Genomic DNA, 15,346 nt, shown 5'->3' with positions numbered 1-15,346 from the left:
ATCTGTTTCTCCATGCTCTCAAGGCCACTCTCACCCGGAACGGGTTCGAGTAGTTTCTCAGGCATAGCTGCGAGCGGCGCTGTGGCAGGCACATTGAACACCGTATCCAGATTGGTCACCGGGATCGATTGGGCCGCCACGCGATGGGGCTCCTGATTGCGGATGATGTTGGGGGGCAGCAGGCTGGCATCGATCACCTCACCCGCCTGGCTGACGTTGACCAGATATTCGATGAGGTTGCTGAGCTCGCGCACGTTGCCCGGCCAGCGATACCCCTTGAGCAGCGCCATCACCTCGGGAGCCAGACCGGGATAGACGATGCCGATCCGGCTGGTGTGCAGGTTGAGAAAGTAGTGGGTCAGCAGCTCCACGTCCCCTTCCCGCTCCCGCAGCGGCGGCAGGTTGAGGGGGATGACGTTGATACGGTAATAGAGATCTTCACGAAACTTCCCCTCGGCGATGTATTGATCGAGATGCTGGTGGGTGGCGGCGATGATACGAATATCCACCGGCACCGGTCGGCTTGCACCGATGGGGGTCACCTCCCGCAGCTCCAGCACCCGCAGTAACTTGGCCTGCATGGTGAGCGGCATGTCGCCAATCTCGTCAAGGAACAGGGTGCCCTGATGGGCCGCCTGAATAAGGCCCTGCTTGCCACCGCTGGAAGCTCCGGTAAACGATCCCTTCACATAGCCAAACAGCTCGCTCTCCAGCAGTTGTTCGGGAATGGCGGCACAGTTGATGGCAATAAAAGGCTTGTCCTGCCGCGGACTGAGGCGATGGACGGCGCGGGCCACCACCTCTTTACCGGTGCCGCTCTCGCCACAAATCAGCACGCTCGAGGGACTCTGGGCGATGCGGTGCAGCAGTCGTTTGAGGGTGCGCATCGGCTTGCTCTCGCCGATCAGCTGATCGATCCGCACATCCGGATCCGGCTCCTGAACCTGACCGGAGTGGGACTGGTGAAACGCCATCAGAAAGAGCTGCTGGCCCTGCACATGGTGTAGCTGGCCGATGATCAGCTCCTGACGACCTTCAAAGGTGATGATGTGCTGAAGATGACCACTCAGCCCCTGCTGGGAGAAGGTGAGCGGGCGGATCCCCACTTCGCGCCCCTGCAACTGTTCCTGCTGGCAACCCAGATGATGGAGTGCCGCCTCGTTGGCGTAGAGCAGTTGACTCTTGTCATCGAGCAGCAGGCAACCCTGATCCATGTTGGTCATCAGATTGAGGAACACCTTGTTGACCCCGTCCGACAGCCCGCGTGAATCGAGCAACTTGGCTACAAAGATGGTGGAGATATGGCGCACATAGTCACACACATCCTGCAGATTGTTGTTGAGGCGCGCCTGCTGCTCGTCGCTGAAGGCCACCAGACTGATCACCCCGATGCAGCGCTCGTCCACCATGATGGGCACCCCGAGGAAGGCGCGCTCACGGCAGCTCTCCTTGCAGGTACAACCGTCACACACCGGATCATCGCTGGTGTGGGTAACGATCTTCTCCCTTTGGTTATCAATCACATAACGCAGCAGGCGGGAGTCGCCCTCCAGCTGACGTCCGAAGAACTTGCCATAAGGCCCGGTGCCAGCCACCCGAACCATATCGGCATCCACAATTTCGACCTCAAGCTGCAGCACACTCGCCAGCATCTTGGCAAAGCGCAAGATGGTCGGCTGGATCTGCATCAACAGACACTGGTTGCTCACGGATCTCATCCATCATTCCTTTTTGTTCTTGTTATCTTCCCCCTAAAGGGAGTCATGCTGGCCAGATACTAAGGGATATCAGGGGGAACTACTTCGGGGGGGATCACGAAAAGGGAAAATGCTCCGCATCCTCCGCGACTTCAGAGGTATAGATAAAATTCAATAAAAACATAAAGATGAAAACACATGCAGCAAGATAAACCACTCGGAACAGCCAAGCCTGCTGATCCGCAAAGTCCATCGACAGATCATGCTAAATGTGAGGAAAACAACCACTGAAATGGCATTTGGCTCACGCGCCACGTACCTGTTTCAAGACTTGGCACTCATGGTCGAAATCCGCTTTATCTTGCGGCTGAATGTAACTTTGCCAGCGGGCAAACAGCTCGGCCGTCGGATAACGATGCAGACGAATACCGGTGCGATAGAGTTTGGGAAAGAGTGGGTCTGGCTGGGATCTCACGACCAGACCGCGCAGCTTCTCGCCAGAGGGAATGGCAATCACCAGCTCATCCCCCTCCTTCAACCGTATGGCCCCCAGAATGCCGATGCCACCGATGGCTATGTCACGCACCACCACATAGGGCACCGGATTGAGCAACTCCAGAAACCAGTTGCGACGGCAACATTCTGCCTTGTAACCACCACCACTGAGGATAAAACGGCGGTGTCTGCGCCAGTCATAACCGGTAGGCAATGCCGGGTCATAGCGCGATTTTTCCTGCCCCACAGGCTCAGATTGCTCACTTGTGCTCATCCGGTTTCCCTCACTGGCATTGGTTAAACAGTGTCAGTCAGCTCTTTTTCATACTATAGCTGTCGCCGTTAGGCCCGGGGCTCAGGGTTGGATAGGGGGACGACAGATATATCACGAGGCAATGATGTGGTACGAACCGTTTCCACGAGAAGAGCCGCAGCGATTCAATCTGGCTTAGCCGGGCAGATGAAGTGCCAGCCAGACCGCCAGCGGGATCACCAGCACAGAGAGGGCATTGCCGCCGAGCACGATACTGGCCACCTTGTCCGGCTGGCAGTGATACTGCTCGCAGAGCATGTAATTCAACACAGCAGGGGGCAAGGAAACCGACAACATCAACAGCGGGATCCACTCTGTCTTGAGGGGCAACAGCCAGATCGCCAGCAGCAGCGACAATCCCCCCGCCAGCAGATAGAGCAGGTTGCACTTGAGCGCGAGGCCAAGGTGATCGAGTTCTCCCTCCATCAGGCGAATGCCCAGCGCAAAGAGCATCAGGGGCACCGAGATCTGGCCGAGCAGCGAGGCCGTGGTCACCACATATTCCGGCAGCGTAATGTGCAGGTTGGCCACCAGCAAACCGGCCAGCGCGGCCCACAACACAGGGCTGCGCAGCCACAGCCAGCGGGAGGTATTGGCCGAGAGGATAAACATGCCGACCGAGAAGTGCAGCAGATTGGAGAGCACAAAGAGGATCACGATGGCCCCCAGTTGCTGCTCGCCAAATGCCAGCACCATCAAGGGGATACCAAGATTGCCGGTATTTCGGAACATGGCGGGCAAGATCAGGGCTGCCCGCTCAATCCCTTTGAGTTTGAGCAGCGCAAGCAGCAGACCGGGTAACAGAATAACCAGCGCCCCCGCCGCAATCAGCGGCATATGCTCCGCCAGCGCCAGCGGATACTTGACCAGCGCGGAGAATACCAGCGCCGGGGTAAACAGCTCGATATTGGCCCGATTGACGTAACCGAGCGCAGCCCCCGGTCGCAATCGCCCGTAGAGTGCGCCGAGCCCGACCACACCGAACACCGGGATGACGATATTGAGCAGGGCGCTGAACATGGGCGGCGTCCGTTACAGTTCGCGGGCCGGTTTGCCCATCAGCACCACCGGATCCAGCGTCACTTCCAGCGCGCCGTTACTGACCCAGAGCTGACCATCGGAGATAGTGCAGGTGAGCTGCATGGTGCGCTCGACCATGGCGGTGAGCGGCAGAGTCTGGCTGTCGGAGAGTTCGATGATGCTGAGGTTGTCATGCTGGCTCAGCTTGCCCTGGTTCTGCTTCCACCAGACGCTGGTGCCACGACCGCCGTAGAGGTAGAGCACCACCTGACGGGCACGGTTACAGGCCTTTTTCAGCCGTTTTTCATCGGGTTGGCCCAACTCGATCCAGAGCTCTATTTCGTCCGAGTAGTTCTTGCACCAGAGCTCGGGTTCATCATCGGCGCTCAATCCCTTGGTGAACTCCAGTCGTTCAGCGGCATGCCAGGCAAAAGCCGCCAGCCGGATCATCATCCGCTCATCGGTTTCGGAGGGGTGGCGCGCCAGCGTGAGGGAGAAGTCCTGATACAGATTGCGATCCATATCAGACAAACTGATCTGGGCCTTGAATACGGTTGCCTTGAGAGCCATAGAAAACCTTGAACACCTGATAAGAGAAGGGTGAGTGGGAAATACGGGCGCCAGTGTAATCAAAATCGGCGGCAGGTTCGACCATCCTGACCAAAGATTTCCCCTTCCCTGCCGGGATAAGTGCTTTAAAAGACACAAAAAACAAATGCCAGTCCGAAGACTGGCATTTGGCGGCATGGAGAAGCGACTCACTTCTCGGCGGACTGTACCCCGAACGCATTCAGCAGCATGCAACAGGTCACTGCCACCGCCACGAATCCGCTCAGAAAGATAAAGGGCATGGCCCCATATCCCAGTACTGTCCAGATGGTGTGTTCAAGAAGACTCATTGTTGTGTCCTTCATCCGGTGAAAGGTGTGTTCCTTCTGGCGGATATTGGCTCCGCTCTTGATGCCTCCATTTGACCTCAATCAGCGGTTGGGTCCTATGCCACCAAAGTGATAAATGCAGGGTTCATTTGCGCTGGATCAAGCTTTTTGGCCAAATATCCATGCAGTTCAAGCAATTACCACTGCCAATCAAGGATAGACACAAACACGGCAGAATAAAAAAACGCGCCGGATGGCGCGTTTCTTGGACAGCACAGGCAAGGGATCAGTTGTCGCACAGATCGCTTGGCATGTCCTGACGCAGGCGGGTCCACAGCTTGCCGGACTCGATACCGTACTGACGCACCGTCATGAACACGGCTTCGTGGTTCTTGGTCTCCGCCAGATTGAGCAGGGTCTTGTAGTAGGCATCTGCGGTCTCGCGAGCCTGCTTGTCGGAGAAGTAGTAGCTGCCGACCCGGCTGTACAACCCTTTGAAACCGTTCAGGATCAAAGCGTAGATCGGATTGCCGGAAGCAAACGCCAGCTGGTGGTGCAGGCGATAATCGAACTCGGCATAAGCCTGTGCGTTGTTCTCGACCCCATCTGCGCCACGCAGGATCTCGGCGGCCTGTTCCGGATTGTGACGGATCGCCCCGCGGATAAAGATGGTGCAGATGTGGGTACGGGCGGAGAGCAGCTGAGCTATCAGATCAGGTACCTTGTCCTGATCCAGACGAGCCAACGTCTCCAGAATATTGAGGCCGGAGGTTTCCCAGAAATTGTTCACCTTGGTCGGCTTGCCATGCTGTATGGTCAACCAGCCATCACGGGCCAGTCGCTGCAGCACTTCGCGCAAGGTGGTCCGCGTCACCCCGATCAACTCGGATAATTCACGCTCGGCGGGCAGAATAGATCCGGGAGGAAAGCGATTGTTCCAGATGGACTCGATGATGTATTCCTCGGCAAACCCAGCTGGGCTCTGCGCTTTTATAACCATGAATTGACTCTGTTGTAATGCGTAAAAAGGCTGACGAATGATATCAAAGCGATGATGGCTGGCAAGCATAAGGTCAGTCCTCTGCTCACATATGGCAAATATAGTGTTGGGAATATGTATCTAATCGCCACGAGGGAGCCAGCCAACCCCGACAAGGTGGTTATAAAACAGACAGATGGGCAGAGATCCATCGGCTATCATTTATAATCGTCACGCTTTTTGATTAAAATCACGAGGAATCAGACAGATAAAGGCCAACATCCGGAGGCACAGGTCGAATCATCCTTGACTGCATAGAAGCAGATCCTAACAACAAAGTTGAGACCCATTATCATGCCAATAAGCCTAGGGCAGGCATTCGCCAAGAACTTCTTGGGCAATGCACCACAGTGGTATAAAAGCGCCATCTTGCTATTTCTGGTGATCAATCCGATTGCCTTCCACCTTGATCCTTTCATTGCGGGCTGGTTACTGGTCGTTGAGTTTATCTTCACCCTGGCCATGGCCCTCAAATGCTACCCCCTGCAACCGGGTGGTCTGCTCGCGATCGAAGCCGTGTTGATTGGCATGACCTCCGCCGATCAGGTCAAGCACGAGCTGGTCGCCAATATCGAGGTGCTGCTGTTGCTGGTGTTCATGGTGGCAGGCATCTATTTCATGAAGCAGCTGCTGCTCTATGTCTTCACCAAGCTGCTGATCGGCGTACGCTCCAAGATCCTGCTCTCCCTCTCCTTCTGTCTGGTCTCCGCCTTCCTGTCAGCTTTTCTCGATGCCCTGACCGTGATTGCCGTGGTGATCAGCGTCGCCACCGGCTTTTACGCCATTTATCACAAGGTCTCGTCCGGCAAGGAGTTTGGTCACAGCCATGACCATACTGATGATAAGGAAGTCGCCGAGCTCAATCGCCAGGATCTCGACGATTTTCGCGCCTTCCTCCGCAGCCTGATGATGCATGCCGCCATCGGTACCGCGCTGGGTGGTGTCTGCACCCTGGTGGGCGAGCCGCAAAACCTCATCATCGGCGAGCAAGCCAGCTGGAACTTCGCCGAATTTGCCATTCGCATGTCTCCCGTCACCGTCCCCGTCTTTATCTGCGGTCTGCTGACCTGCGTGCTGGTGGAGCAGTTCCGCTGGTTTGGCTATGGCGCCCGTCTGCCGGACACGGTGCGCGCCATCATGGAGGAGTACAACCGCTACGAAGAGGCAAAACGCAGCCCGCAAGACAAGGCCAAGCTGATCGTTCAGGCATTGATTGCGGTCTGGCTGATCGTCGGTCTGGCCATGCACCTGGCTGCCGTTGGTCTGATTGGCCTCTCGGTCATCGTGCTGGCCACCTCCCTGACCGGGATCACCGAGGAGCACTCGCTGGGTAAAGCCTTCCAGGAGGCACTCCCCTTCACCGCCCTGCTGGCGGTCTTCTTCAGCGTGGTCGCCGTCATCATCGATCAGCAGCTGTTCAAGCCGGTGATCCAGCTGGTACTGGCAGCCAAACCAGAGAACCAGCTGGCCCTCTTCTATCTGGCCAACGGGGTGCTCTCCATGGTCAGTGACAACGTCTTTGTCGGCACCGTCTACATCAATGAGGTGAAGACGGCCATGCTCAATGGTGCCATCGACCGCGCCCAGTTCGATCTGCTGGCGGTAGCCATCAACACAGGTACCAACCTGCCGTCGGTCGCCACCCCCAATGGTCAGGCCGCCTTCCTGTTTATGCTCACTTCGGCATTGGCGCCGCTGCTGCGTCTCTCCTATGGCCGCATGGTCTGGATGGCGCTGCCCTACACCCTGGTGCTGGGGCTGATCGGCTTTTTCTCTGTCGAATTGCTGCTTGGTCCTGCCACCGAGTGGTTCTATCAGCACGGATGGCTGGTGATGGAGAGTACGCTGCCAGCGGTACAGCCAGCGCTGCATTAATCCGTTGCGACGGTTTCCGAGGGCCCTTTCAGGGCCCTTTTCTTTTCGGTTCCGCTCTGCTCTAATTCAGCCACTGTTTTTTCTGAGAGATCAACGAGATGATCGAGTTTCTCCGCCGTATTGCCGCCCATCGGCTGGCCTGGGGTCTGTTGGCAGCATCAGCCCTGTTCCTCGAGTTGTGCGCCCTCTTCTTCCAGCATGTGCTGGGCCTCTCCCCGTGCGTGATGTGTGTTTACGAACGGTTGGCGACCCTGGGGGTGCTGGCCGCCGGTCTGCTCGGCATGGTGGCGCCGGATAAGTGGTATGTTCGCTGGAGTGCCATGTTGCTATGGGGCTACAGTGCCTTCCGCGGCTTCCAGCTGGCCCTCAAGCATGTGGACTATCAGGTCAACCCCTCCCCTTTCAACGTCTGCAGCCCGTTTGCCGACTTCCCGAGCTGGGCTCCGCTCGATCAGTGGCTCCCCTGGCTCTTTATGCCGGAAGGGGATTGTGCCCAGATCACCTGGCAGTTCTTCGGTTACTCCATGCCCCAGTGGCTGGTTGTCATCTTCGCCGCTTACCTGTTGGTCTTCACCGTGGTGGCCATCGGCAATCTGGTGAAAGGACGTTGCTGCAACTGAGTGTCATGCCCGCGTGGAGATAAAAAGGGGGAGCCATAATGGCTCCCCCTTTCTCGTTCTGGTTGACCGTATTTCTGGTTACGCCCTGGCAGTACCCATCTTGGCCTTGACCGCGCCAATTACCATGGGCAACAGGGAGATACCGATGATGCCGAAGATCAGCAGGGTAAAGTTGTGACGCACCACCGGCAGATTGCCAAAGAAGTGACCGGCATAAACGAAGGAGAGTACCCACAGCAGGCCGCCAACCAGGTTGAACGCCAGGAAGCGCGGATAGGTCATGGCCCCCATCCCTGCCACGAACGGCGCAAAGGTACGCACGATGGGCAGGAAGCGGGTGATGATGATGGTCTTGCCGCCATGCTTGGCGTAGAAAGCATGGGTCTTCTCCAGATAGTCGCGGCGGAAGATTTTGGAGTCCGGGTTGCGGAACAGCTGCTCGCCGAAGAAGTGACCAATGGTGTAGTTGACCACGTTGCCCAGCACGGCAGCGATGATCAGCACGGCCGCCAGGGTATGGACGTCCAGCACGCTGCCCACGGTAAGCGCACCGGCGGCAAACAGCAGGGAGTCACCCGGCAGGAACGGCGTCACTACCAAGCCGGTTTCACAGAAGATGATCAGAAACAGGATGGCGTAAACCCAGACGCCATAGTTCTCGAACAGTTCTTTCAAATGCACATCTACGTGCAGAATAAAGTCGATTGCAAAGAGGATCAGATCCATTTTTTCCATACCCATAAAGTGAACGGCGTGGAGTCTACGCCAATGCCATTCGGGCGACAATCACCGGGGCAGCCTCTTTTTCATCCCGCCGCGCCCACCTTCAAATGAAACCGTTTTTCCGCTTCCTTCGAGGGTGGGAGCACAAAGAGTGATGTCAAGCGTGGTGTTGAAAAGGTGAACTAGGAGGCCTGTTCCAGCTCGCTGCGCACTGCGGGGGGCAAACAACGCTCCCAGCCCCATAGCAACACCAGCAGCAGGGTCACATCATCGAACCACCCCAGCAAAGGCACCACGTCAGGGATAAGATCCACCGGACTGATGCCATAGAGCAGGATAAGGATCACCAGTCCCCTCGCCCACCAGGGGGTACCGGGATGGCGAAAACCCTGATAGAGACGACGCAGTCGTTGCCAAATCAGCCAGCGTTTGCGGCTCATGATTCGATCAACTCGCTGCGCAACTGCTGGATCTGATCCCGTAGTGCCGCCGCCTGTTCGAACTCCAGATCCCGGGCATGTTGGAACATCTGCTCCTCCATCCGCTTGATCTCTTTGGCAATCTCGCTGGCAGAGCGGACATGGTATTCCCCTTGCGGCTCGGCTGCCTTGCGTATCCCCTTGCCAGGTTTGCCTGCCGTGCGGCTGCCCCCCATGTCCATCACATCGCTAATGGACTTGTTGAGCCCCTTGGGGGTGATGCCATGCTTGAGGTTATGGGCATGCTGCAAGGCGCGGCGCCGCTCGGTCTCCTCAATGGCTACCTTCATCGAGTTGGTGATGGTATCGCCGTAGAGAATGACCTTGCCGTTGAGGTTACGCGCCGCCCGGCCGATGGTCTGGATCAGCGAGCGAGTGGAGCGCAGGAAGCCCTCTTTATCCGCATCCAGAATCGCCACCAGCGACACCTCCGGCATGTCGAGACCTTCCCGCAGCAGGTTGATGCCCACCAGCACATCGAACTTGCCAAGGCGCAGATCGCGGATGATCTCCACCCGTTCGACCGTATCAATATCGGAGTGGAGGTAGCGCACCTTGACGTCATGCTCCGCCAGATACTCGGTCAAGTCTTCCGCCATCCGCTTGGTCAGGGTAGTAACTAGCACCCGCTCCTCGACGGCGACCCGCTTGCGGATCTCGGAAAGCAGATCGTCCACCTGAGTGGTCACAGGACGCACCTCGATCTCCGGATCGAGCAGGCCGGTTGGGCGCACCACCTGCTGCACCACATCGCCGCCGGACTTCTCCAGCTCGTAGGGGCCGGGAGTCGCCGAAACAAACACCGTCTGCGGCATCAGCGCTTCAAATTCATCGAACTTGAGCGGCCGGTTGTCCAGCGCCGAGGGGAGCCGGAAGCCGTACTCCACCAGGGTCTCCTTGCGGGAGCGGTCCCCTTTGAACATGGCGCCAATCTGCGGCACCGTGACGTGGGACTCATCGATGATGAGCAGACCGTCCCCCGGCAGGTAGTCAAACAGGGTGGGCGGCGGCTCCCCCGGCGCACGGCCGGAGAGGTAGCGGCTGTAGTTCTCGATGCCGGAGCAGTAACCCAGCTCCTGCATCATCTCCATGTCGAACTGGGTACGCTGGCTGATGCGCTGCTCTTCAACCAGCTTGTTGAGGGACAACAGCTGCTCGCGGCGGCTGCGCAGCTCCTCCTTGATATGCTCGATAGCCCCCAGAATGGTCTCGCGCGGGGTGGCGTAGTGAGTCTTGGGGTAGATGGTGTAGCGCACTACCGTCTGCTCGATGGCGCCAGTCAGAGGATCGAACTGGGAGAGGCGCTCCACCTCTTCATCAAACAGCTCTACCCGCAGGGCCAGCTTGTCCGATTCGGCAGGATAAATATCGATCACTTCACCACGCACCCGGAAGGTGCCGCGTTGAAACGCCATGTCGTTACGGGTGTACTGCAGCTCGGCGAGACGGCGCAGGATATCCCGCTGGTTGATCACATCCCCCACTTTGAGATGCAGCATCATGCTCAGATAAGCTTGGGGATCCCCCAGACCATAGATGGCCGACACCGAGGCGACAATCACCACGTCGCGCCGCTCCAGCAGCGCCTTGGTGGCCGACAATCGCATCTGCTCAATGTGATCGTTGATCGAGGCATCCTTCTCTATAAAGGTGTCGGTGGTCGGCACATAGGCTTCGGGCTGGTAATAGTCGTAGTAGGAGACGAAATACTCCACCGCGTTGTCGGGGAAGAACTCCTTCATCTCGCCATAGAGCTGGGCGGCCAGGGTCTTGTTGGGAGCCAGGATCATGGTCGGGCGGTTCAGGGTGGCGATGACGTTGGCCATGGTGAAGGTCTTGCCCGAACCGGTCACCCCGAGCAGGGTCTGGTGGGCCAGCCCCGACTCGATGCCATCCAGCAGTTGGGCAATCGCCGTGGGCTGATCCCCGGCGGGTTGAAACTGGCTGGCTAACTTGAACAATTTGCTCATGAACACTCCCGACACAAAACAGCAGAGGAGCAGTGTAACCGAGGGTTTGGCAGCGGTACACCCATGCCATCATCCAGCGAATGGCTTGACCACCCCGGACACCTTCTGTATGATGCTCCTCCTTGCCTGATGTTCCCCCGTAGTTCAGTCGGTAGAACGGCGGACTGTTAATCCGTATGTCACTGGTTCAAGTCCAGTCGGGGGAGCCAAATTCCTCACCATCTCGGTGCAAGTTATCCACTTTAGTGCCCTCCTCTGCCAATTTTAATGCACAAGATCCTTCTTGCTGCTGACACTCCCTTTTGTTACCCGTCCCGGCTCGACAGAGTTTTCTCCTGTCGCATCTAACTATTTGATTTTTATACAAACATTTTTCTTCCGGTATTTTTTGAACAGCCCTTGCATCCCAGTGCTGGCGCGGCTTTCAGGGCGATGAACAAGTTTCATAAACAGGGTTATCCACAGATTCTGTGGGTAAGTGCAGCAAGCCCTGTCAGGACGCGGGATTGCCCTTGATGGCCCCCGGCAAAGAGTCATTTTGCTGGCCAACCTGATTTTATGCTGTTTTTTTGCCCCCTCAGGAACAGCGGGGTGACAGGCTCTATTGGCACTTTTCAGAAGCATCTTTTTGCCAACCCTTTTCCCGTGGGCGAACGGGCAAATATCAAGCTGACTTGCCCCTCAGCCAACCATGGCGGCCATCGGTTGAATCTGCTGAAACTGATCCCCGCCAAGCGGCCGGACAGCAGAATCTAAAATATCGGCCTGCGCAAGAGCACTTCGGTCGCGGGCAGCAGATTTCACTAATTGACAACGACGGTTACAGCAAAAATTGCCAGATTTCATCCGCTTGTCTCCCTATCACGCCGCCGGTTCCACAAATAGCGTCCGATAACGTCCGATTAATCGATCCCTTGCGCTTCTTTATTGGGGATAGATCCGGCACAATATCGACCCCACTTTTTTCCTCGGTTTTTCCGGGCATGACCATAGATTTCGTGACACTGCTACATCAAAGCGACTCCCTGCTGCTGTTCGTGGTATTGGCCTTCGGCCTGCTGCTTGGCAAGGTGCGAATTGGCAACTTTCAGATTGGCAACACCATAGGTGTGCTGTTTACCGCCCTGCTGTTCGGCCAGATGGGCTTCGAATTTGCGGCCACCACTGAAAACGTCGGCTTTATGCTGTTCATCTTCTGTGTGGGGATCGAGGCGGGCCCTCACTTCTTCAGCGTCTTCCTGCGCGACGGCATCCACTACATCACCCTGACCCTGGTGATCTTGCTGACCGCCCTGCTGCTGACGGTGGGGCTGGCCAAGTTCTTCAATCTGGGACCGGGCATGGCGGCGGGGATCCTGGCGGGTTCCCTCACCTCGACCCCGGCGCTGGTGGGTGCTCAGGATGCCTTGCGCAGTGGTCTGCTCAACCTGCCCCATCAGACCGATATGCAGGCTGTGCTCGACAATATGGGCATCGGCTACGCCCTGACCTATCTGGTGGGTCTGGTGGGCCTGATGCTGGTGGTGCGCTATCTCCCATCGCTGGCACGCCTCGACCTCAATACCGAAGCCCAAAAAATCGCCCGTGAGCGGGGTCTCTCCGACAACGAGAGTCGCAAGACCTATCTGCCCATCATCCGCGCCTATCGGGTTGGCCCCGAACTGGCAGCCTGGATCGGTGGCCGTACCCTGCGCGAGACCGGCATCTATCCCCATACCGGCTGCTATGTAGAGCGGATCCGCCGCAACGGCATTCTGGCCAGTCCCGATGGCGATGCCGTTATTCAGGAAGGGGACGAGATCGCTCTGGTGGGCTATCCCGAGAGCCACGAGAAGCTGGACGTCAACTACCGCAACGGTAAAGAGGTGTTCGACCGCAACCTGCTTGACCTGCAGATCGTCACCGAAGAGATAGTGGTAAAGAATGACTCCGTGGTAGGCCGCCATCTGGTGGAGCTCAACCTCACCGAGAAAGGGTGCTTCCTCAACCGGGTGGTGCGCTCCCAGATCGAGATGCCGTTCGATCGCAACATCATGCTGCAAAAAGGTGACGTGCTGCAGATCAGCGGCGAGAAGCAGCGGGTCAAACTGCTCGCCAACAAGATCGGCTTTATCAGCATCCACAGCCAGACCACAGATCTGGTGGCTTTCACCACCTTCTTCGTACTCGGTCTGCTGATCGGCTCCGTTTCGCTGGTGTTCGGTCAGATCGAATTCGGTCTCGGCAACGCCGTCGGCCTGCTGTTGGCTGGTATTCTGATGGGGTATCTGCGGGCCAACCACCCGACGGTCGGCTATGTGCCCCCGGGCGCCCTGCGACTGGCCAAGGATCTTGGTCTGGCGGTCTTTATGGTGAGCACGGGCCTGAAAGCCGGTGGCGGCATCCTCGACCACCTCAGCGAGGTGGGTACGGTAGTGCTCTTCTCCGGCATGCTGGTGACCACCTTGCCGGTGCTGGTAGGCTATCTGTTCGGGGTCTGGGTGCTCAAGATGAACCCGGCGCTGCTGCTCGGTGCCATCACAGGTGCCCGTACCTGTGCCCCGGCGATGGATGTGGTCAACGAGGCAGCCAACAGCTCCATTCCGGCGCTCGGCTATGCCGGTACCTATGCGGTGGCCAACGTGATGCTGACCCTGGCGGGCTCCTTTATCATCGGCTTCTGGTTCTAGCCAACAGCCATCACATTACCGCTAACAAAGAAGGGAGCCTCAGGCTCCCTTCTTGCTATCTGCCTTTCTCCCAAGTGCGGAGCAGGCTCATTGGTGTGGCGCCCCCCATCTGCGCTGAACTCTGCCACCAACCCACTCTTCCTATTCCACAATGGCCGATGCTCTGCTCTGCTCTGCTCTGCTCTGCTCTGCTCTGCTCTGCTCTGCTCTGCTCTGCTCTGCTCTGCTCTGCTCTGCTCTGCTCTGCTCTGCTCTGCAATGAGTAATGGCAGATCCCGAAGACAAAAAAAGCGCCCTGAGGCGCTTTTTTCATATCAACCGGATGATCAAGCTTTGAACTTGCTGAACACCAGAGAGGCGTTGGTACCGCCAAAGCCGAAGCTGTTGGACATGACAGTGTTGAGTTCGGCCGCTTCGTACTCACGCACGATGGGCAGACCTTTGGCCTTCTCGTCCAGAGTCTCGATGTTGATGCTGGGGGCGATAAAGCCGTGCTCCATCATCAGCAGGGAGTAGACAGCCTCGTGCACGCCCGCAGCGCCCAGCGCATGGCCGGTCATCGCCTTGGTGGCAGAGATCTTGGGACCGTTGGCGCCAAACAGCGTCTGGATAGCTTCCAGCTCTTTGGTATCACCCACCGGGGTGGAGGTGCCGTGGGTGTTGATGTAGTCAACCTTGCCTACACCCTGCATCGCCATCTTCATGCAACGCACCGCGCCTTCACCGCTCGGCGCGACCATGTCATAGCCATCGGAGGTAGCACCGTAACCGGTCAGCTCGGCATAGATGTGAGCGCCACGCGCCAGCGCATGTTCCAGCTCTTCAATTACCAGAATGCCGCCGCCACCGGAGATAACGAAACCATCGCGGTTCGCATCATAGGTACGGGACGCTTTTTCCGGCGTGTCGTTGTACTTGGTGGAGAGGGCACCCATGGCGTCAAACTGGATGGTAGAGGACCAGTCCAGCTCTTCACCGCCACCGGCGAAGACCACATCCTGTTTGCCAAGCTGGATCAGCTCAAGCGCGTGACCGATGCAGTGGGCAGAGGTGGCGCAGGCGGAGCTGATGGAGTAGTTGACACCCTTGATCTGGAACGGGGTCGCGAGGCAAGCAGAGGTGGTGGAAGACATGGTGCGTGGCACCATGTAAGGACCCACACGCTTGACCCCTTTCTCGCGGGCGATATCCACAGATTCCGAGGTGTTCTTGCCGGAGGCACCACCTGAACCGACCACAAGGCCGGTACGCTCGTTGGAGACCTGATCTTCCGCCAGACCGGCATCTTCTATGGCCTGCTGCATGGAGAGGTAGGCGTAGGCCGCAGCATCGCCCATGAAACGCATGACTTTACGGTCGATCAGTTCAGACGGATCGAGTTTGATGTTACCCCAGACACGGCTGCGCAGGTTGTGCTGCTCGAACTGCTCGGAATAGGTGATGCCGGATTTACCTGCTTTCAGGGAGGCCAGCACTTCTTCCTTGTTGTTGCCGATACTGGAGATGACGCCGATACCGGTGATCACTGCTCTTCTCATTAATTCATCTCGTCTGGAAAAACTGGCGCC

General features: G+C 57.5%; 14 protein-coding genes and 1 tRNA gene. 4 read left to right on the top strand and 11 right to left on the bottom strand.

The annotated features are described in order from the left end of the window. The 6 genes from AB5Z09_RS14500 to fadR form a co-directional block, all read right to left on the bottom strand. Window positions 1-1,718: sigma 54-interacting transcriptional regulator (locus AB5Z09_RS14500; protein ID WP_368195554.1), on the bottom strand; the 1,718-nt coding region annotated here is incomplete at its 3' end. A gap of 283 nt (window positions 1,719-2,001) precedes the next feature. Further along, complete coding sequence (locus AB5Z09_RS14495; protein WP_368195553.1) at window positions 2,002-2,466, bottom strand: hypothetical protein; 465 nt, start codon at window positions 2,464-2,466, stop codon at window positions 2,002-2,004. 174 nt (window positions 2,467-2,640) lie between these two features. Next, window positions 2,641-3,525, bottom strand: a complete 885-nt coding sequence (locus AB5Z09_RS14490) for an AEC family transporter (protein ID WP_005360972.1) — start codon at window positions 3,523-3,525, stop codon at window positions 2,641-2,643. Between the two features lie 12 nt (window positions 3,526-3,537). Then, window positions 3,538-4,095 (bottom strand): YaeQ family protein, encoded by a 558-nt coding sequence (locus tag AB5Z09_RS14485; protein ID WP_005336887.1) that lies wholly within the window; start codon window positions 4,093-4,095, stop codon window positions 3,538-3,540. A gap of 188 nt (window positions 4,096-4,283) precedes the next feature. Next, entirely contained in the window at window positions 4,284-4,424 is a 141-nt protein-coding gene (locus AB5Z09_RS14480) for a TIGR02808 family protein (protein ID WP_005345965.1), read from the bottom strand. A gap of 265 nt (window positions 4,425-4,689) precedes the next feature. Then, window positions 4,690-5,403 (bottom strand): fatty acid metabolism transcriptional regulator FadR, encoded by a 714-nt coding sequence (fadR, locus tag AB5Z09_RS14475; protein ID WP_026034983.1) that lies wholly within the window; start codon window positions 5,401-5,403, stop codon window positions 4,690-4,692. 333 nt (window positions 5,404-5,736) lie between these two features. Between fadR and nhaB the strand changes: the two genes are divergently transcribed. Both nhaB and dsbB read left to right on the top strand, forming a co-directional pair. Next, window positions 5,737-7,317: a Na(+)/H(+) antiporter NhaB gene (gene nhaB / locus AB5Z09_RS14470; protein ID WP_120414355.1), complete on the top strand. Its 1,581-nt coding sequence runs from the start codon at window positions 5,737-5,739 to the stop codon at window positions 7,315-7,317. A 98-nt stretch (window positions 7,318-7,415) separates the two neighbouring features. Further along, window positions 7,416-7,937: a disulfide bond formation protein DsbB gene (gene dsbB, locus AB5Z09_RS14465; protein ID WP_005336895.1), complete on the top strand. Its 522-nt coding sequence runs from the start codon at window positions 7,416-7,418 to the stop codon at window positions 7,935-7,937. A 78-nt stretch (window positions 7,938-8,015) separates the two neighbouring features. On the opposite strand, the gene AB5Z09_RS14460 is transcribed toward dsbB, so the two are convergent. The 3 genes from AB5Z09_RS14460 to uvrB all read right to left on the bottom strand — a co-directional run bounded on the left by AB5Z09_RS14460 (window position 8,016) and on the right by uvrB (window position 11,109). After that, window positions 8,016-8,663, bottom strand: coding sequence for a DedA family protein (locus tag AB5Z09_RS14460; RefSeq protein WP_047437729.1), 648 nt, complete (start codon window positions 8,661-8,663; stop codon window positions 8,016-8,018). A 179-nt stretch (window positions 8,664-8,842) separates the two neighbouring features. Further along, window positions 8,843-9,100 (bottom strand): YkvA family protein, encoded by a 258-nt coding sequence (locus AB5Z09_RS14455; protein WP_043820318.1) that lies wholly within the window; start codon window positions 9,098-9,100, stop codon window positions 8,843-8,845. Next, window positions 9,097-11,109, bottom strand: coding sequence for an excinuclease ABC subunit UvrB (uvrB, locus tag AB5Z09_RS14450; protein WP_368195552.1), 2,013 nt, complete (start codon window positions 11,107-11,109; stop codon window positions 9,097-9,099). Before uvrB ends, AB5Z09_RS14455 begins: the two co-directional genes overlap by 4 nt. 133 nt (window positions 11,110-11,242) lie before the next feature. Between uvrB and AB5Z09_RS14445 the strand changes: the two genes are divergently transcribed. Further along, window positions 11,243-11,318 (top strand) — tRNA-Asn (locus AB5Z09_RS14445). A 472-nt stretch (window positions 11,319-11,790) separates the two neighbouring features. Here the strand turns inward: AB5Z09_RS14445 and AB5Z09_RS14440 are convergent. After that, window positions 11,791-11,955 (bottom strand): hypothetical protein, encoded by a 165-nt coding sequence (locus AB5Z09_RS14440; protein ID WP_155728475.1) that lies wholly within the window; start codon window positions 11,953-11,955, stop codon window positions 11,791-11,793. Between the two features lie 137 nt (window positions 11,956-12,092). Here AB5Z09_RS14440 and AB5Z09_RS14435 point away from each other — a divergent pair, with 137 nt between their 5' ends. Beyond that, window positions 12,093-13,778: an aspartate:alanine antiporter gene (locus AB5Z09_RS14435; protein WP_368195551.1), complete on the top strand. Its 1,686-nt coding sequence runs from the start codon at window positions 12,093-12,095 to the stop codon at window positions 13,776-13,778. A gap of 326 nt (window positions 13,779-14,104) precedes the next feature. Here the strand turns inward: AB5Z09_RS14435 and fabB are convergent, their stop codons facing one another. Beyond that, window positions 14,105-15,316: a beta-ketoacyl-ACP synthase I gene (gene fabB, locus AB5Z09_RS14430; RefSeq protein ID WP_368195550.1), complete on the bottom strand. Its 1,212-nt coding sequence runs from the start codon at window positions 15,314-15,316 to the stop codon at window positions 14,105-14,107. Window positions 15,317-15,346 lie beyond the last annotated feature (30 nt).

This window comes from Aeromonas sp. R2-2, from assembly GCF_040908355.1.
Lineage (GTDB): Bacteria > Pseudomonadota > Gammaproteobacteria > Enterobacterales > Aeromonadaceae > Aeromonas > Aeromonas veronii.
This window is presented reverse-complemented; position numbering and strand designations above follow the sequence as displayed.

Coding starts and splice junctions, on each gene's coding strand:
- AB5Z09_RS14495 (WP_368195553.1), bottom strand. CDS start 2,466: ATGAGCACAAGTGAGCAATCTGAGCCTGTGGGGCAGGAAAAATCGCGC.
- AB5Z09_RS14490 (WP_005360972.1), bottom strand. CDS start 3,525: ATGTTCAGCGCCCTGCTCAATATCGTCATCCCGGTGTTCGGTGTGGTC.
- AB5Z09_RS14485 (WP_005336887.1), bottom strand. CDS start 4,095: ATGGCTCTCAAGGCAACCGTATTCAAGGCCCAGATCAGTTTGTCTGAT.
- AB5Z09_RS14480 (WP_005345965.1), bottom strand. CDS start 4,424: ATGAGTCTTCTTGAACACACCATCTGGACAGTACTGGGATATGGGGCC.
- fadR (WP_026034983.1), bottom strand. CDS start 5,403: ATGGTTATAAAAGCGCAGAGCCCAGCTGGGTTTGCCGAGGAATACATC.
- nhaB (WP_120414355.1), top strand. CDS start 5,737: ATGCCAATAAGCCTAGGGCAGGCATTCGCCAAGAACTTCTTGGGCAAT.
- dsbB (WP_005336895.1), top strand. CDS start 7,416: ATGATCGAGTTTCTCCGCCGTATTGCCGCCCATCGGCTGGCCTGGGGT.
- AB5Z09_RS14460 (WP_047437729.1), bottom strand. CDS start 8,663: ATGGATCTGATCCTCTTTGCAATCGACTTTATTCTGCACGTAGATGTG.
- AB5Z09_RS14455 (WP_043820318.1), bottom strand. CDS start 9,100: ATGAGCCGCAAACGCTGGCTGATTTGGCAACGACTGCGTCGTCTCTAT.
- uvrB (WP_368195552.1), bottom strand. CDS start 11,109: ATGAGCAAATTGTTCAAGTTAGCCAGCCAGTTTCAACCCGCCGGGGAT.
- AB5Z09_RS14440 (WP_155728475.1), bottom strand. CDS start 11,955: ATGAAATCTGGCAATTTTTGCTGTAACCGTCGTTGTCAATTAGTGAAA.
- AB5Z09_RS14435 (WP_368195551.1), top strand. CDS start 12,093: ATGACCATAGATTTCGTGACACTGCTACATCAAAGCGACTCCCTGCTG.
- fabB (WP_368195550.1), bottom strand. CDS start 15,316: ATGAGAAGAGCAGTGATCACCGGTATCGGCGTCATCTCCAGTATCGGC.